15 protein-coding genes are annotated in these 19126 nt (G+C 41.4%); 9 read left to right on the top strand and 6 right to left on the bottom strand.

The features are described from left to right. Positions 1–60 precede the first annotated feature (60 nt). Together DI392_RS15985 and DI392_RS15980 are read left to right on the top strand one after the other, a co-directional pair. Positions 61–1431 carry an L-serine ammonia-lyase gene (locus tag DI392_RS15985; protein ID WP_109320704.1) on the top strand — a complete coding sequence of 457 codons (1371 nt, stop codon included), beginning with the start codon at positions 61–63 and terminating at the stop codon, positions 1429–1431. A 78-nt stretch (positions 1432–1509) separates the two neighbouring features. Beyond that, entirely contained in the window at positions 1510–3234 is a 1725-nt protein-coding gene (locus DI392_RS15980; protein ID WP_245884108.1) for an AMP-binding protein, read from the top strand. On the opposite strand, the gene DI392_RS15975 is transcribed toward DI392_RS15980, so the two are convergent. The 3 genes from DI392_RS15975 to DI392_RS15965 form a co-directional block, all read right to left on the bottom strand. Then, a complete protein-coding gene (locus DI392_RS15975) occupies positions 3231–4550 on the bottom strand; it encodes a tetratricopeptide repeat protein (protein WP_109320703.1) in 1320 nt (439 codons plus the stop codon). The genes DI392_RS15980 and DI392_RS15975 overlap by 4 nt on opposite strands. A 373-nt stretch (positions 4551–4923) precedes the next feature. Further along, entirely contained in the window at positions 4924–6009 is a 1086-nt protein-coding gene (locus DI392_RS15970; RefSeq protein WP_109320702.1) for a hypothetical protein, read from the bottom strand. 328 nt (positions 6010–6337) lie between these two features. Beyond that, complete coding sequence (locus DI392_RS15965; protein WP_109320701.1) at positions 6338–6526, bottom strand: hypothetical protein; 189 nt, start codon at positions 6524–6526, stop codon at positions 6338–6340. Between the two features lie 155 nt (positions 6527–6681). Between DI392_RS15965 and DI392_RS15960 the strand changes: the two genes are divergently transcribed. Continuing rightward, entirely contained in the window at positions 6682–7437 is a 756-nt protein-coding gene (locus DI392_RS15960; protein ID WP_219930912.1) for a PP2C family protein-serine/threonine phosphatase, read from the top strand. Between the two features lie 14 nt (positions 7438–7451). On the opposite strand, the gene DI392_RS15955 is transcribed toward DI392_RS15960, so the two are convergent. Next, positions 7452–8558, bottom strand: coding sequence for a methylated-DNA--[protein]-cysteine S-methyltransferase (locus tag DI392_RS15955; protein WP_109320700.1), 1107 nt, complete (start codon positions 8556–8558; stop codon positions 7452–7454). A 188-nt stretch (positions 8559–8746) separates the two neighbouring features. Here DI392_RS15955 and DI392_RS15950 point away from each other — a divergent pair, with 188 nt between their 5' ends. The 6 genes from DI392_RS15950 (at position 8747) to DI392_RS15925 (ending at position 14817) form a co-directional block, all read left to right on the top strand. Then, a complete protein-coding gene (locus DI392_RS15950; RefSeq protein ID WP_245884118.1) occupies positions 8747–9790 on the top strand; it encodes a GGDEF domain-containing protein in 1044 nt (347 codons plus the stop codon). 149 nt (positions 9791–9939) lie between these two features. After that, positions 9940–11166, top strand: a complete 1227-nt coding sequence (locus DI392_RS15945) for an HD-GYP domain-containing protein (RefSeq protein ID WP_109320698.1) — start codon at positions 9940–9942, stop codon at positions 11164–11166. Positions 11167–11227: 61 nt separating this feature from the next. Further along, positions 11228–11953 carry a glycerophosphodiester phosphodiesterase family protein gene (locus tag DI392_RS15940; protein WP_109320697.1) on the top strand — a complete coding sequence of 242 codons (726 nt, stop codon included), beginning with the start codon at positions 11228–11230 and terminating at the stop codon, positions 11951–11953. 153 nt (positions 11954–12106) lie between these two features. Continuing rightward, positions 12107–13723: a GGDEF domain-containing protein gene (locus DI392_RS15935; RefSeq protein ID WP_109320696.1), complete on the top strand. Its 1617-nt coding sequence runs from the start codon at positions 12107–12109 to the stop codon at positions 13721–13723. Between the two features lie 126 nt (positions 13724–13849). Then, positions 13850–14239, top strand: a complete 390-nt coding sequence (locus tag DI392_RS15930) for a universal stress protein (protein ID WP_109320695.1) — start codon at positions 13850–13852, stop codon at positions 14237–14239. A gap of 245 nt (positions 14240–14484) precedes the next feature. Beyond that, on the top strand, positions 14485–14817 hold the full coding sequence (locus DI392_RS15925; RefSeq protein ID WP_109320694.1) for a hypothetical protein: 333 nt from the start codon (positions 14485–14487) through the stop codon (positions 14815–14817). 126 nt (positions 14818–14943) lie between these two features. Here the strand turns inward: DI392_RS15925 and mgrA are convergent, their stop codons facing one another. After that, complete coding sequence (gene mgrA, locus DI392_RS15920; RefSeq protein ID WP_109320693.1) at positions 14944–15963, bottom strand: L-glyceraldehyde 3-phosphate reductase; 1020 nt, start codon at positions 15961–15963, stop codon at positions 14944–14946. Between the two features lie 683 nt (positions 15964–16646). Continuing rightward, positions 16647–18842, bottom strand: coding sequence for an AAA family ATPase (locus tag DI392_RS15915; RefSeq protein WP_109320692.1), 2196 nt, complete (start codon positions 18840–18842; stop codon positions 16647–16649). Positions 18843–19126 lie beyond the last annotated feature (284 nt).

The following is a 19126-nucleotide window of genomic DNA, read 5'->3' as shown; positions in this document are numbered from 1 at the left end:
GCCCGTTACCGTGATTAATGTAACGACATTTTATCCAGAATGCAGTAATAAGTGAGTTTCATGTTATCTATTTTTGATATCTACAAAATTGGAGTTGGCCCTTCCAGCTCTCACACAAACGGCCCGATGCTGGCCGGGTATGACTTTAGCCAAACATTATCGACACAAATGGATAAAGTCGCGAGGATACAGGTGGACTTATATGGGTCTCTTTCTCTGACGGGCAAAGGGCACCATACCGATAAAGCTGTCATTCTCGGACTGCTTGGACACCGCCCCGACTCGATCGATATCGGCCCCGCAACCGCGTTGATGATCGAAAACCTGAATACCAACCACTTGGTACTGAACGGATCACACACTGTCACGTTTAATATACAGTCCGATATTCTCTTCCATAACTCCAGCCTGCCTTTACATGAAAATGGAATGACTATTTCTGCTTTTGATGATAAGGGTACTCGAGTTCAGAGTGAAACCTATTACTCTGTTGGTGGCGGCTTTATTGTGACCGAGCAAGAGCTAAAACAGGGAGATTTGACTACCAATACAGCTGTTGAATTCCCGTTTCACTCCGCTGACGAACTGTTACAACAGGCAGAAAATAACGGTTTTTGTCTGGGAGGACTGGTTTTGCGAAATGAGCAGGCCTTCCGTACTGATGAAGAAATTGATAATAAAGTTAACCAGATATGGCAGGTTATTTCTGCCTGCGTCAGTAAAGGTCTGCATACCGAAGGGGTATTGGAGGGCGGACTGCATGTTACCCGCCGGGCACCGGCTCTGTTGAAAAAGCTGGAAGCTAACCGCGCTCTTACCAATGATCCTATGGAGATCATGGACTGGATTAATGCCTACGCTTTTGCTGCCAGTGAAGAAAACGCTTCTGGCGGCCAGGTCGTGACCTCTCCGACCAATGGAGCATCCGGTGTCATCCCAGCGGTATTGATGTATTACAATGAATTTATCCGGACGCTGGATACGGCACAATTGCGAGATTTTTTTGCTGTCTCAGCGGCTATTGGTATGTTGTACAAAATGAATGCCTCGATATCGGGCGCTGAAGTCGGTTGTCAGGGAGAAATCGGCGTATCATCGTCCATGGCGGCTGCCGGCCTGACCGCTCTAAGAGGAGGCAGTAATGAGCAAATTTGCATGGCAGCCGAAATCGCCATGGAACATTCATTAGGAATGACCTGCGATCCGATAGGAGGTTTAGTTCAGGTTCCCTGTATTGAGCGCAATGCAATGGGCGCGATTAAAGCTATCAATGCGTCACGCATGGCTTTAAAGAGAACCAGTAAATGTTTAATATCTTTAGATAAAGTTATAGATACCATGTATCAGACCGGGAAAGATATGAATAAAAAATACCGTGAAACCTCTCTCGGAGGGCTTGCAGTCATTCATCTGGCCCCACCTTGTGAATAAAAATCACTTATCCCACTACTGTTTTTTTACTCAATAAGCTACGCTGAATAGTGAATACAGCCATTTTAAGAAGTAATAATGAAAATGACTTATCAACCCTCAGAGCCAGACAGCCCAACCGAGAATACGGTGGCACAGAAACCTTCTGTTGCAAAACCATGGCTGAACAGCTTTCCTTCCGATGTGCCTGAAACAATTGACGCAGGCAGGTATCAGAATATTAATGAAATGTTCAAAAATGTCTTTGCCGCTCATTCTGACAAGGCTGCATTTATCAATATGGGGCATTCATTAAGTTATCGTGATTTAGAAGAAAAAAGTCGTGCGTTTGCTGCTTATCTGCAAAATACACTGCATATGAAAAAAGGCGATCGTATCGCGCTGATGATGCCTAACCTGCTTCAGTATCCGATCACTATTTTAGGTGCATTAAAAGCCGGACTGGTGGTGGTTAACGTTAACCCTCTCTATACACCCAGAGAACTGGAACATCAGCTAAGGGATTCCGGAGCTACCGCCATCGTCGCGGTCACCAACTTTGGTAACAACCTGCAGCAGGTCGTCGCAAAAACCAGCATTAAACACATTATTCTGACTCGTATTGGCGATGAACTGGCCCCCCACAAACGCACCCTGGTTAACTTTGTGGTTAAATACGTGAAGAAAATGGTTCCTAAATATAGTCTTCCGGGTGCCATTTCTCTTAAACGAGCCCTAACCCAGGGAAAAAGTCTCTCCTACCACGAGCCTGATCTTGGTCCCGACGACCTTGCTTACCTTCAGTATACCGGTGGAACAACGGGCCCGGCTAAAGGTGCGATGCTCACGCATCGTAATATTGTCGCCAATGTGTTGCAGGTCTACGCCCACTTTGCCCCTCGAACACTGCTGGAAAATGAACATGCGGTCACGCCACTACCGCTGTATCACATTTTTGCAAATTCAGTCAGTATGATGCTGATCATGTACTTTGGCGGTACAAACCTGCTGATCACGAATCCACGGGATCTCGATAGCATGGTTAGTGATCTGAAAAAATATCCGTTTACGATGATCTTCGGCCTTAACACCCTGTTTAATGCTCTGAATAACCATGAGGGGTTTCGCTCGCTGGACTTTAGCAGTGCGAACTTTACCATCGCCGGAGGTATGGCAACTCAGAAACACGTCGCAGAAGAGTGGCAGAAAATAACCGGTATGCCGATCATTGAAGGTTATGGATTGACAGAATGCTCTCCTGTCGTCGCAGGCGGAGTTCATACTCAGCAGTCCTTTATCCATTCCGTTGGAGTCCCAATGCCCAGTACGGATATTCGTATTGTTGATGATGAAAATAACGAGCTCAATATCGGTGAAATCGGAGAAATTCAGATCCGCGGCCCACAGGTCATGAAAGGCTACTGGCGACAAGATTTAGAAAGCAATGCCGTGATGCACGATGACGGCTGGATCAGTTCCGGTGATATCGGAAAAATGGATGACAACGGCTTTATTTCCATCGAAGATCGCAAAAAAGATATGATTCTGGTTTCCGGGTTTAATGTCTTTCCTACCGAAGTCGAAGAGGTTGCTACTCTTCATTCCAAAGTAACCGAAGCTGCCGCCATCGGTGTACCTGATGATATTACCGGAGAGAAAGTTAAATTGGTTGTCGTTACCAATGGTTCCGTCACTGCAGACGAAATTAAGAAACACTGCCGCAAACACCTGACCAGATATAAAGTCCCCAAAGTAATTGAGTTCAGAGATGAATTACCAAAAACGAACGTCGGTAAAATCCTGCGCAGGGAGCTGAGAGATTAAATCGTCACAGGCAGATAGTCTGTCCCGGCATCCGGTTTAGCCTGCTCTTGAAAACAACGATAAGTATGGCTGATAAGGTACGGTTCTACCTGTACTAATGAATTTGCTGTCGCTTTCTGACATTGCGCAGACGCGACAGCATACGCCTCTTCCATTTCCTTATCCAACCGATAGCTGCCAGCTAAAAACAAATAATGCTGTAGTGAATCCATATTCATTTGTCTAAGCTCAGGGCATAGCTGCTTAAGTTTGGATATGACCACCGTTCGCTCTCCGGAAAGAGATTTACTGTGCATTTTCAGGAGATTAAATTGCAGCATTTCTTTTTTACACAGAACCGCCCCGCCTTTCCATCGTTTGATCTCCAGCTCAAACTTCTTACGATACATATAGCTTAATGCGTCATCACTCTGAGCCACGTACAATAAACTTCGCAGGTATCGGAAATACGTTGGTGGTGAGTCACGAAAGGTATTTTTTACGGCTCGATAACAATACTGATAAACTTTCTGAGACTGCTCATACTTTTGCTGGATAAGGTACAGGGCTGCAAGCAGTTCCTGACGGGCATAATTATCAGGGATTAACCTGCAGGCATGAAAGAGAATATCGACCGCTTTCTCAATTTTCCCCAGGTTCAGTTCCAGCTTCGCTTCGATATCCAGCGCTGTAACACTGTAGCGTTCACACCTTAAACGATACTCCTGAAGTGTTTTTCTCGCTTGTTTGAACTGACCATTTTCAATAAGCGCATTACTTAGTCTGAGATACAACCAGTCAGTATCATCGTTAGCACTCAGGTGGTTAAGCATGGACCGGTAAAGCCGCACCGCTGCATCGTAGTCACTGGCTTTTTCAAACAGTTCTCCACGAAATTTCTGTATAGAATAGAAATAATCCGGATAGGTGAACTCAAGTTGATTGCATAATGACAGCATAGAAGTTGAGTCGGTCTCCTCCAATGGGGATTCATCATCAGACCTGTACAGCTCGCTCAGTGCTTGTTTGCACTTCAACAGAGAACAAATGCTTTGCCTTATTTCTGTTACGCCCCAAGCAGCAACAACCATTCCGTCAATACCGGTATCCTGCACATCGCGAATCGTATCGGGTTTATCAGCTTTAGCCCAGACAACAAAAACAGCGTCTTTTCGTAGTAAGTTACCGTAGGTAAGTTCTTCAAACAGAAGTTTTGCACTCCAGTTCTTATCTATCACCTCACTGGCAATAATGATGTCATAAGAGGTTCCTGTCGCCCGCTGCAAAGCATTTCTACCATTGTTTGCACTATGTATTCTGGCTTCCTTTACTTCCATGCTCCTTAAAATCAGGTGAGCATTTTTTGTCACTGAGAACGAGTCACTGACAATTAAGGCATTTATATTTCTTAGTTTAACCACTTGTATTAGCCAACAATATTTATCAAAACACTGAGTCAACCTTTCGTTGATGCCAGACCTAAGGTATTTTTATCTGATAAACTTTATCATTAATAGGAGTGCTATTAATTGACTATTTTCCTACCCTCCCGAGAATTGGGCTTGGTCTCACATATTTCTTGATTTTCTTTTTTATTATTCAATTTTTCTTTTGTACTGGTCGCTATACTTTATATTTTTCTGCTCACCGGTTTTTGTTAGGCATAATAAAACACCCCGGCACATACCAGGGTGTAAATAAATCTCATTTTTATTTTATAGGATAGAAACGGAACTGTACGTTATAGGCATCGCTGGATAAGCTATACAAGACATTAACAAAATCGGCAATATTAAAGATCCATGTGTCTTCTGTAAATTCATGACAATATAAAGTAAGCGGTAATGTATCCACTGGACATTCTACTGCATCAGGGATTGAGGCTAAACTAGCACAGTCATACACAGTGCCGTTGTACTCAATATCCCCTAACTCGTAATCTGACACTTCTGTACAGCAGAATTCAGTCGCCGTACAGCCATCATCCAGACAAGCTTCATCACTGCTAGATTCATAACAAACAGAGCCTGTAAAAGTAAATAGCCCGGTCAAATCAGTAGCTTTTTTAGCACCTTTTCCTTTTGTCTCAGGATCCCAACGGGTAAGCATACATCCATCAACGCCACATTCATCAGGAAGATATACACCGTCACCACTGATAACACCCATTAACCAAACTACGTCTCCATTTTCATCCATATCACCAATAATAGGGATACTTCTTCCATCAATACTAAAATCTGGAGAGCCGTCGTCAGTCGGTTTACCTAATACTCGTCCATATACCGCATACCCGTTTTTGTTACCTGGCAACCGGACAACCGCTGGATCATTACCAGAATAACCCGTACAAGCATCTGTTACCTGAAGCGCATCATTATTTAGATCAGAATCATCTCCCGTTTTTTTAGCTGGTCCACTTCGTCCTGATTCCATCAAAACCTGAATATTTTCACTACCTCTTGGCATGTTGACAACATTGCCATACTCACAGGTGAAGCTGTAATCTTCCGTTGAAGCCGGGCACTCTCCAACCGGAAATTTTTCACCTACTGAATAAGGAGCATCCTCAATATCCCCACCAGTTAAAGGCACAATAGTAGCGATTTCAATATAAGTTTCGCACTGATGATCAGCTTTTTTACCATGAAACAGCAAGTTAAAATGTTCACCACTAGGAAAACCGTTTCCTAAATACATCCCTTCATCATTGATAGGTTTTGCTGCATAAACTGATGACATAATCATCAGCATAACTGCAAGAAAAGAACCTATTTGCTTGATAATGCACCCCATGATTGCCTCCATTATATTTTGGGCTCAATAATATTATAGAAACAACCATAAAATAGTCTAATTCATTAATATATCATTTATTCTATTTAAAAAAACAAAATAACATATGATTATATAAATAAATTACTTTTCTAATTTTTATAGATATTAGCATCAATAACTTAAAATATAATAACAAAAAAACAATAGCATATTGCATATAACCAAATCCAGTTAACAAGATATCCTTTTAATTTTTAATAGTCCAAAATCATTAATAACCAATAAACCAAATCAACACTTTATCATACTATTTTTTTAGTTAATTACTCTTACTCCACCATAAAGTTTATCTTTTTCTATTAGTCTTTTTCTTTTGTCGTATATTGTTCTTATGTTTAATTTGATCATATTCTTTACAAATAACACGAATAAACATAAGTACTCCAATAACAAACAAAAGTGCAATGACTCCGTTAATCACATCACAAACGGCTTCTGGGCGACATGGCAGGTAGATTTCAATTTCAACGGGCATCAACAATTACCATCACGATGTAGGTGAGTCCTTTGGATTAAGACCGATGATTTATGTTATTAATTTCACATTTTACTATGTGAAAAGACCATGAACTCACACTAGACTTATTAAGTAATACAGAGGTTATTTCTATTGTTATCGGTAATACAACCATGCGCAACTCAGAATCCAATTACAGTCATTTCACATGGGAATCGTCGGCGATGACCAATACAGGCCGGATACGAAAAATCAATCAGGATGCCTTTCTGGAACGAAAGGAATGCGGTCTGTGGGTTGTCGCGGATGGAATGGGCGGTCACAACTCAGGTGAAGTTGCCAGTAAAGCCGTGATAGACGCAATGACAAACGTTCAGCTGCCAGACACGTTAAGCGGGAAAATCGACATTTTGGAAGCTGCACTAAAATCCGTCAATTATCAGCTACTTATTAAGGCACGAAAATTCGGCCCGGATGGAGTAATTGGAACCACAGCCGTTCTGATGTTTGTTCATCATGATCAATGCATTTTACTTTGGGCGGGTGACAGTCGCGCCTACCGTTTTCGGGAGCAGCATTTAATGCAACTGACAAAAGATCATAGTTATGTGCAGCAATTGGTTGACAAAGACCTGCTCACCAAAGACGAAGCGGAACATCATCCATTTTCTAACCTCGTCACTCACTCAGTCGGGACTTCTGAAGAGATATATGTAGATTTTGCCGATAGTGAAATTGAGCCGGACGATCTTTTCTTACTTTGCAGCGACGGGTTAAACAAAGAACTGAGCGACGCAGAAATCACCCAAGTTCTTTCTGCTGGTGGTTCATTAAAAGAAATGAACCAGCGACTTATAGAGCAGACGTTAACTAAAGGTGGTCACGATAATGTGACTACCTTGTTGATCAAAGCCAGATCTACATCGTAGCCTTCACTACCCCACTAACTGTAGCGACATATCTCACGGACCGGACACTCATTGCATTGCGGGGTTTTATTACAGAATCGTTTAGCATGTTCAACTAACAATGCATGATAATAAGCGTACAGCTTCGGGTCTTCCGGTAAGGCTCTTGTTATAACCTTCTGGTAAACATGATAGTCCTCTGGTATGTCCAGCCCGATTCTGGAAAATATACGCATGGTATAAGCGTCAATAACAAAAGAAGGTTTATCTATCGCGTACACCAGAATGGAATCTGCCGTTTCCGGGCCAACACCAGAAATAGCCAGCAATTCCTTCCTCAGAACCCCCTTCTCTGTGTGGCGCAGTTTCTCTATATCGTATCCATACCGTTTAAACCAATGTGTCAGCGCTTTTAGTCGGACCAATTTCTGATTATAAAAGCCACTCGGACGAATACGCTCTGCCAGTTCATTGTCCGGCATTTGCTCAATGGCTTCTGGTATCATCTGCCCCCTGAGGTTATCCAGAGCCATCTCAACATTTTTCCAGTTCGTATTTTGCGTCAGTACTGCTCCAATCATTACCTCATACGGGCTTTCCGCTTCCCACCACGGAAACTCACCATAATACCGTTTCAGCCGGTCAAACACGGCGTTGATCAGCTCCAATTCCAGTAATTGTTGTTTAGCCGGTAACCCAAATGCATAACCAGTCAATTTTCGGTTGGAGCCTATGACCCGGTGACAAGGAATAATAATAGGGAGTGGATTTTTATTGTTTGCCATTCCGACAGCCCGGCTGCTATCCGGGTTCCCTACCGCTATTGCTATCTCTTTATAACTCGCGCTCTGACCATAAGGGATATGAGTCAATGCTTTCCAGACATTTTGCTGAAAGTCTGTTCCTTGTCCCGCCAGCCTGAGTTCAAAATGCTGACGAGCACCGCACAAATACTCGCTTAGTTGTCTCCTGACTTCTTCAAACCGATGAGGGGCATGTTCAGCATCAGGATCGAGAACAACCGGGCGGGTGTCATTATCGATAAACAGGTGTGTAAGGCCGTCGACATCACCTAAGACAACGACAGGACCGATACGGGTGTTAAACCGATCATAATATTGGCGAAGTTTTGTTCTAATCATATCAATAGGCTAACGCTTTCTGAGGATTTAACGGAGATGGCTCTCCTTGTAGACACATCCCCAGTCTACGTCTATTTTTATATTAATCAAAGAGATCTTATCGGGAATAAGGATGCCTATGCCAATTCAATCCCCTCTTGCTGCTATCAGCGCTGATGGTGACATTGTTTGGCCTGGTAGCCTCTTTGATGATCCGTGAACCGGATGCTCCCAGGAAAGCAAAACCCTTTTTTGTCAGTTTCTTTCTTACTTCTGCCATTATTATTCTGCTACTCAGTGTCGTTCCAACGTTTCACTCTCCGCTGGAACACAAGATTATGGATATTTTCTTTATTCTGAATATTGCCGTTTTATCCATCGGAATGGCAGTCCGATTTCAGAAATATTTTATTGAAAGAGTTTATTATATATTTTTATTTTTTTACCTTATATTTCACATGACCGGTCCGTATTATCTGATATTGCCGGTAATCTTTGGCATTATTAATAGCATCTTCATTATTTGGCTGATACTTACCCGACAACCGAAACCAAACCGAGCAGATTTTGGCCTTATTGTAACGCTCCTTATGTGGTTTAGTGTCCTGTTATTTGACCTCTCTAATCATATAAGTCATGATCATCAAGACTTTTTAAGTAAACTTATGCTTACCAATCTTATATTTGCGCCAGCATTTATTTTCGGTGTTGGTATCTTTTTACTTGCTAGTTATATGATGGACAGTAATATCCTGCTCGAACGGTTGGCCTCGAAAGATGAATTAACAGATATGCTCAACCGTCGGGCATTATTCGAGAAAATCACCGCCCAAATTGACTACTTAAAACGTAAAAACCAACCGGCTTCAATCATTATCGCAGATATCGACTATTTCAAGAAAATCAACGACAGTTATGGGCACGACGCTGGTGATGAGGCTATTAGACACTTTTCGTCTATTATCAAAGGTGTTATCAGGAACTATGATATTTCCGCCCGTTATGGTGGTGAAGAGTTTATTATATTTTTACCCGGAGTGAACACGGACACCGCGTTAACGGTCGCGGAAAGGATCCGATCTCAGTGTGAATCTAATGTACTGTCTTACAAGGAAAATAATATTTATTTCACCGCAAGCTTTGGCGTATCAGAATTTCAGTTTGACAAAAGGCCTGATGTATCAATAAATATTGCCGATCAGGCTTTGTACACTTCTAAGCACACCGGACGAAACCGGGTCAGTCTTAAATAGTTCACTAAGGTGCTCCCCTAATACTCATGATCCATTTCTACTGATACTGACGAGAACTAAGATATTATTTCCAAATCGCTTAACTACTCACTTTTATCGTTCAACACATACACTACACTGGGAACATTGGTATCATATGGAGAGATAAAATGAATGTCGCATCCGTGTTTCATGTGAACTTAAGAGAAATGATTACCGCCATCGAAACCTCGGTTTCTCTGGTCGGTATAGATGATACCAATCACGGCAAACGTGTGGGTTATATGGCCTGCCAACTAGGGCATGAGCTTGGCTATAGCCAGCAGGATCTGCAATATCTCTTTGAGCTGGGCATGCTGCATGATATCGGAGTTTCCTCCAACCATACACACAGTAATCTCGTCGCCAATTTTGCCTGGGATAACGCGCAGGAACACTGCGACATCGGTTACCAGCTACTGAAGGACTTTTCCCCGCTTTCTCATTTTGCAGTGCCAATACTGTACCATCATACGCCATGGAGTGAGCTGAATAAAAAAGAAATAAAACCCCGGGATGCCATGATGGCGAACCTGGTTTTTCTGGCTGACAGAATCGACACATACGGAGCCGGTCATTATGGAAAGGATATTCTGATAGCCAGACATCACATTACGAACACAATAGTCGAAAAAGGGAGCCACTATTTTGCGCCCGAATTCATAGAGGCTTTCCTGGATATTCAACAATCAGAGTCATTCTGGATCGCGCTGGAAGATCAACATATAACCCGCTATGTATGGGATATGAGCAAGGAAAAAAGTAACACCATCATTAGCCTTGAACAGCTTAAGCAGCTGTCCCATATTCTGGCATACATTGTCGACCAGAAAAGCCCGTTCACCGCACAACACTCCGCTAAGGTCGCGGAGCTGGCAAGGTATATTGCCGTTGAATATGGGATGACAGAAACCCAGTGCGATATGATCGAAATAGCCGGATTGCTGCATGACTTAGGTAAACTCAGAACGCCCGATGAAATTCTGGAGAAGCCGGGCGGCTTGGATGAACTGGAACGCGCGATCATGAATCAACACAGCTATGAAACCTATGAAATTCTGCGCCATATTACCGGACTGGAAGATATTGCTAACTGGGCCTCTTTTCACCACGAAGGTTTAAACGGTAGGGGCTACCCTTTCCATCCAAATCAAAACGCCATTACGATGGAAGCCAGAATTGTTGCCGTGGCTGATGTGTTCCAGGCGCTAGCGCAGAAACGCCCTTACAGAGAAGGGATGCCAATAGAAAAAATACTAAGCATACTGAAAGAGATGACAGAGCAAGGCAAACTGGATCCGGCGATTGTCAGCTTGGTATACAAACAACAGAGTCATTGTTATGAAATAGCATCGTAAAACAATCTGGATTATTTTGATAGTAACGGCGAAACGTATTACTCGCAGTAAGGACACAAACATGAAACCTATCATCGCCGGCCACCGGGGGGTGGCCGGACACTATCCCGAGAATACCCGATGCAGTATTCTGGCAGCTATTGACCTCGGTTTAACCTGGATTGAAGTAGATATTCAGCCCACAAAAGATAATCACCTGGTTGTGATTCATGACCATACGATAGACAGGTGCAGTAACGGAACTGGCCGCGTTGACAGTTATACCCTTGAAGAATTGCGCACGTTCGATTTCGGCAGTTGGTTCGCTTCCGAATTCACCGATGAAACTATCCTGACACTGGAAGAACTGCTCGATATTACCACCGCGCACAATGTGGGACTGAATCTGGAAGTGAAACTGGATCGGATATTGATTAACCAGGGCGTGGTAAAAACGGTCGTAACAACATTGCGCAATATTTTAGCCCGCTCAGCCGTCGATAAAACCCAAATTCTATTATCCAGCTTTTCTGAAGAAGTCATGAAGGAGTTAGCGGATCTCTGCCAGAACTACAGACTCGGCATGATCAGTGAAAAACTCACCAGTGATACAGTTGAACAATTGCAGACTATTGGTGCTTATAGTTGCCACCTGAACTACAAAAAAACGACTGGAGATGATATCAACCTGCTGCACAAAGCCGGTTACCAGGTCTGGTGTTATACTGTAAATCAGCCTGATGATTTTCCGCTGCTACATAGAGTTGATGCCATTTTCAGTGATGATCCGCAGCAGTTTATAGAGTAATACCACACATCGTTTTCTGGTGCCTGAACCAGTATGACAGGCACCTGCCCTTTTCATTACGGACGTAATATTTAGCTAAAAATCTGGTATACGCTTATTATAATTAAGTTATAGGGACAATGATCTCAAGATAAATACAACAAAAGGAAAGCTATGTCTTTCAACCTGCAATATTTACTTCCTAAGAAAATTTACCGGCAGGTATTTTTTAGCTTTTTGCTGGCTTTGATCCTCATCATCTCTATTGTTGCTCTTATCACTAACCTTTCAAACCAATCAGGAAATGCAGAAAAATTCCAGCTACAGGCCATTACTGTTGCACATAACATTCGCCTGTACGATGAAATATTAACCATGTCCGCGCGTATGTCTGCTTTCACTGGAAATACAGACTGGGACGAGCGTTATCAGTACCACGTCATCAGACTCGATGAACAACTCGCAAAAGCCGTATCCCTTTATCCTGAAGCATCAGAAATAATTAATAGTATCAGTGAAGCTAATCTTCGCCTGGTATCAGACGAAGAAAAAGCGATGAGCCTGGCAAATGAGGGAAGGTTAAGTGAAGCTCAGGTTTTGTTACTTAGTCCCGCCTATGAAAAAAATAAGGCAATCTATCAAACAGGGTTAAATGCGCTTATAACCCAACTTGAAGAAGAACAACAAAAACAACAAAAAGAAAGCCATGAGCTCTTTTTTATCACTATTTTTGCATTTCTGATATTACTTACCGCACTGGGCTTTATCCTCTGGAAGATGATGAATGTGCTTATACTACGACTGGAAATTGAAAATACACTCGCGCTGGTCGCTAAAAAACTACTCATACCCGTTCCTGAAACTATCGATGAAGATATCAGTTGGACATTAAATCTTATCGCAGAAAAGGCAGAAGCCGACTATGCTTTTTTTGTTTTAAAAAGAACGGGAAAACACACAGCGGTTATTAGTGAATGGGGCCTGCCGGACAGCCATGAGCATGATAACTCTCAATACAATCAAATCGCCGAAGCAGTTGCTCGATTAGAACCCAACGAAAACAGTTCCGATATCTTCAGCCCTTCCGCTACGCTGCTCAATATGGGGTTAAGCCAAATTATAGGCCAAAGTCAATCTGATGGTAACCGGCACTGTTACCAACTCTGCCTTCTCAATCCCCGGTATAAGGAGTTCAACTGGAGCCAAAAAGAGTCTAATGTTCTGTCCCAGATTATTGACGTAATTACCAGAGCTCTGGACTCAATAGATAAAATACGCCAGCTTCGGTTACTGGCTGAGAGAGATTGCCTCACCAATTTGCTCAATCGCCGTAAGTATATGGAAATACTAAAACAGGAATGGCAACGATACACACGTTTTCATACTTCTTGCGCCATTATGATGCTGGATATTGACCATTTTAAGAACGTGAATGACACCTTTGGCCATACGGCCGGAGATCTTGTATTAGCAGAAGTCACCTCTGTCATGCAACAGACTGTCCGCCATATTGATACCGTTGGACGCGTTGGCGGAGAGGAGTTTTCAATCCTACTCCCGGGCGTTGATAGAGAAGAAGGCAATATCATTGCCGAACGAATTAGAGAAAAGATACAGGCCACCCGAATAGAAACGGGTGAAAACACCATTCAGGTAACAATAAGCATAGGTATTACTATGTTTGACTGCCATGATGAGAATGGAACCGTCGCATTAAGCCGAGCGGATAAAGCTTTATATAAAGCAAAGGAAAATGGCCGAAACCAGGTTATCTGCGATTATCGTCAATAACGTAACCAATAAAGCCTTCAGACAAACACGTGAATCTGGCTCAATTTTCATGCTTTATGAACCCAAGTAAGGCTCTCCGCTGCTAGACTTAAAATAAGCCTATAATAGCTGATTGGGAGAATAATAATGAGTTATAAGCATATTTTAGTCGCGGTTGACTTATCGGAATCCAGCCAGATGGTAATCGATAAAGCGATTTCATTAGCCAAAGACGCTGATAGCAAACTTTCATTTGTTTTCGTAGATGTTGACACCGTTTTTCTGGCACCTAAAGATGAACAGGCACTACAGAAAAAGTTACAGGCACTGGCTGAACAGAGCGAATATCCAATTACAGAGACCTTAGTCGTCATCGGCGATCTCCATATCAAGCTCTCAAGTATCGTTAAGAAAATGGATATTGATCTGGTGGTATGCGGTCACCACCATAAATTCCTGAGTCGTTTATTCTCTTCTGTTCCTAAGCTGGCTAATGCCGTTGAGGCTGATTTATTAGTTATCTACCTTGATCAATGAAATGAGCAGTAGCCAGGGCGTGTTGACATTCATATTTCGTCCTAAAAGGATATGCATCAGGGCAAAGTGCCACAAGTATCGAGCCCTGATAACGAGCCTGTCGCCCCCAGTTGCTCTTCAACACCTCACTTGTCAGCAGAATGTCAGTTCTGAGTGAAACAGAGTGCCTGTCACTCTTTCATTTCTGTTAATTTAACTCCCTTACCATTGTTACCGGTTTCGTTCCCGACAGGCAATGATGTTATATGCATGTGATTCACATCTCAAAATTCAACCTTTGTCAGGCCAACGTCAGGTTATCGTCAAACCAAAAACCAGTTCTTGTTTTGAAATATGACGAAGCTAGTCTCTGTTTCGCGTGGACAGCAGTGGTTGCCGGTAACAACCCTGAACTGGATACTACCGTTGTTGTTGATATGGGTCAGAAGCACAGAAACCAATGGTTTGTTGATGCTATGGGCTACCATGGCGAACGTCTTAAAACCGATAAAGACGGTCTACTGACTGTTAACGTTAAGGGCAGTGAGACAGTGGATGTCGACGGCTATCTGGGCGTATGGGTTCCAGACGTTAAATAATAAGGTCATTTCTTTCAAAATAACCTTTAAACGGGGGGCACATGTAGCCCCCGAATTGATTTCAGAAACCACTCTTCTCACTTCAGGGCATCCCTAAGAGTTAGCACTTAATTTTTGATATATAGATCATTCTTTATCAAGGATCTTCAGAATCTGTTCTTTCTCCGCATCTGAAAACGCCAGACAATTTACTGCTGCAACATTTTCACGCAGTTGACCCGATGAACTGGCACCAATTAATACCGAAGAAACGCGTTCATCGACAAGTAACCAGGCCAGTGCCATTTGTGCAAGAGACTGTCCGCGCTGATTAGCGATATCAGCAAGAGCCTGGATTTTGGGCTGATAACGTTCAACCAGGCTAGCGTCCAGGTAGGAGCGTTGATTATCCGCGCGGGAACCCTGAGGAATACCATTCAGATACTTTTCGGTTAGCAATCCTTGTGATAATGGAGAAAAGGCGATCATTCCGACCCCAGCCTGACCTAACGTATCTAATAGCCCTTCTTCAACGTGCCGGTCAAACATCGAGTACCTCGCCTGATGGATCAGGCATGGCGTCCCTAACTGATTAAATATATCAAGTGCCTGTCGGGTCTGTTCCGGAGAATAATTCGACAGACCAACATAGAGCGCCTTACCCTGCCGAACCAACATATCTAAGGCGGATATTGTCTCTTCCAGCGGCGTATCCGGATCGGGCGTATGATGATAAAAGATATCGACATAGTCGAGGTTCATCCGTTTTAATGACTGATTCAAACTTGACACCAAATACTTACGTGACCCACCTACCCCATAAGGCCCAGGCCACATGTCATAGCCAGCCTTGGTTGAAATGATGAGTTCATCGCGATAAGAAGCAAGATCATGAGCCATAATTCTGCCCAACGTTTCTTCTGCGGCTCCGTAGGGCGGGCCATAGTTATTCGCCAAGTCAAAATGGGTAATACCTATGTCAAACCCCTCACGAAGTATATGACGCGCATTGGCAAACGAGTCATATTGACCAAAGTTATGCCATAACCCAAGTGACAAAACCGGCAAACTCAAACCACTGTTACCACACCGACGATATGGCATTGACTCGTAACGCTGTTCATCTGCGATATAACGCGCAATGGGAGCATGATCATTTATCTTCACAGATCATTTATCTTCATAAGTAAACTCTTACAATCCAAACTGATAGCAGTACAAAAGCTCAACATAGCGCATTTTCAGAACGAGCAAACTTTCACACCAAAGAGTTGTGATAACGATTACAAAATAAAAATACATTAATTAAAAGGTGTTATTAGAGAGAATCGCTATGTTAATAACCATACCCCTATAAAATATGGTTACGTTTACATCTTTCATGCAGAAAAGCACTACCGAAATAGTCAAGTCAATAGCCATACCATAGGTCTGGTTGAAACACGATGTGCTTTATCCAGTTTCAGGGTATGGCTGTATTTTAAAAGTATATCAACGAAAGATGTTGATACAACCATAAGTTGATATTTCTGTTTTATTAAATTTCAATGAGTTAAACAAAAAACAACCATATGTTGATATCAGAGAAAACAACCATATGTTGATATTTTTGTGATAAGTTGAGTTGAGACTAAAAACTTGCGTAAGAAACTTTCTTACGCAAAAATGACCCTCAATTCCCCTTTCACCAACAGAATCGCTTGGTGATCACAATACTGAAGATCACAACTTTAGCCGACAGCTCCGTAACTCGGAGCTGGACAATTCTGAGTTAGAATAACTTTACAGTACAAATCTGAATAATGCCTTCATTTATTTGAACTTAGAGAGTTATAGTGCCAACAATTTTGTCAAAGCATCATTTTGTTATAATGCTCTTCAAAATCAGTTTTGATAAATACATCCTTAAATTTGGCAATAAATCTATCTGAATCGATTTCTCCAAGATCTGTAATGTTCACGGAGTCAGAGTGAGATTCTCTATTTATGAACCTGAAGAAAGGTGAAAATTCTGCATCCGTTTCTTCTAACTCATCCAAGGCGGCTTTTAAAGCTTCTGTCTTATGTACAAAAGAAAAGTAATACTCGAGAATATTTCTCATAATATTAGGTAAAACAATGTTATTTGTAGTGCCGTTTTGAGCATCTTTTATGATCTGCCAATATGATTGATAATCATTTTTTATATCACCTTTCTCCATAGGTAAAATGTTACTGTTCTTATTTTTTAATACCCTAAACAAATTACATTTGTTATCAAACTTGTCATTACCTGCATTATCTTTCCCTTTAGGTAGATATTTGATTATTTCATGAAGGTAATAGAGGCTATGAGTGAGTAAGATCACTTGTGCATATTGGTAGCCTTTAATCAGTCTTTTGTGTGTTAGAGCGCCTATTTCATATATGTAATTATGAGAAAGGCTCGATATAGGATCGTCTACAACAATAATTTTCTTATTTTTTGGGGTTGAGGAGTCACTGTTTACACTTCCTTGGCACAATTCTAAAAAGTATAGATAAGTAATAAGTGTTTTTTCTCCTTCACTGAGCGACTTATATACGTCATGACCGCTCGAAGAAGCACCTCGACATAAGTAATAATGGTTACTTTCTCCTGGTTTCTGTTTAATCTCGAAACCTTCTAAACCTATCGATTCTATTTGGTTGTTTATGCTGATTACAGACGTTTCAATATTGGTAATTAATTTGCGATTTTCAGCGATAACGTCATTTTGAGCTTGAATAGCTACGGTGAGGACTTCTTCTTCCCCTTTAACTTTTTCGATATCAGTTTTAATAGATTCAATTAAAGTATCATGAGCTTTTATAGCCTCATCGTATTTTATACGAACCAAAGACCAAAACTTCTTTTTAATAGCTGCGAGAGAGTCTTTTTTCCTGCTGAGTTTAGCGTTAAAAGCCCTTTTAGAAGCGTTTTTATCATTAATAATATCATTGAGATTCTGAACTAAATCAGACGTATATTCCAGGCTAACTTTGATGCTAGGATCAGCTAATTTTTGTCCTAGTTTAGTAAGGTTTGCTTGTAGTGCACCTAAAAGTTTTTCTTTTGCCAGGTCAAATTTTGTATCATTAAGAGCTGTATAGTGAGTAGCTGATAATGCTTCGTTTAAAATTTCGATAGATTGTTCATATCCGTTTTTTAGAGTCTTTAATTCATCCTTTTTTCTTTCATATGATATGTCAAAAAGGTTGTTTATATTTTCAATTAAATCCTTATCTAGAGCTTGTTGGCAAAACGGGCATTTACCTTCAGCATCATCGAGATAGATACGCCCTTTATCAACCCAAATAGAGTTTTGTAATTTCTTCACTAGCTCCGCTAAATAGCTTTCACTAGAGCCAACAATTACCTCATTTAAAATGGTATTTGATTCACTTGATTCCAAGTTTAAAACAACATTAGGAATCATACTTTTTGGTACAGCACTTTTATTATTTAGCTCTTTAGATTCAGTCGCTAAACTTTCAAACGTGTACTCAGGTTTTTCGATGAGGTCTGTTGTTAGAAGTTCATCATAAAACGCAGTAGCCGAACCTTTAAAGCCAATTAAACAGTGGTCTAGATCTTTTTTGTCATGCTCTTTTTTAATCTCAAAGCACTTATTTTTAATTGCTTTAATTTGGGCTATTTTTTTATCTTCGTGCTGTTTTTTAAGCGTTTGCTTTTGGGTTCTTTGCCCTTCTAATTTTACTATTTCTTCTTCAGCAGCACTTATAGCCTGTTCAGCCGTTATATTTGTTTCACCTAGAGTAAAAACTCCCTCAAAGCTATCTTGAGAGAAGTTTTTTTCAACAAAGTCTGTGTTATAAACCAGAATTTGATAGTCTTGATCGTTGGGTAACACGTAACTGCAATTGAAATAATTACTGTGCGTTGTGTCTTGCAAATATCTTGCTATTGTAGATTTTCCAGTGCCGTTATGACCATAAAACAGCACTACTTTTTTATTTGTGTTTAAATATACAGGGGTAGGGTTTTGAAAGCTCGCTACTCCTTGCATAGAAATTGATTCAATCATATGCCTAATCCTTGGTTATTGCTAAAAGCGACGTATAAACCTAACAAAAAACATTAAACATATATGTGTTGGAGATCTTGTTCTATAAGTTTTGGCGGTATATGTAGATATTAGAAACAACGAAAGTTTTAACTTTTCAATGAACTAAACACGTCTTGGGGCAAAGGTGAGTCAATTCAGTTTTAGCTATATGATGCAGAACTGAACTCACCTAATATTCTTTGTTAATTCATTTGTTCTGAATATCAAAGATGTTAATTATTCAAGACACATTTTTGCCTTAC

The organism is Vibrio albus (assembly GCF_003144035.1).
GTDB classification, from domain to species: Bacteria; Pseudomonadota; Gammaproteobacteria; order Enterobacterales; family Vibrionaceae; genus Vibrio; species Vibrio albus.
This window is presented reverse-complemented; position numbering and strand designations above follow the sequence as displayed.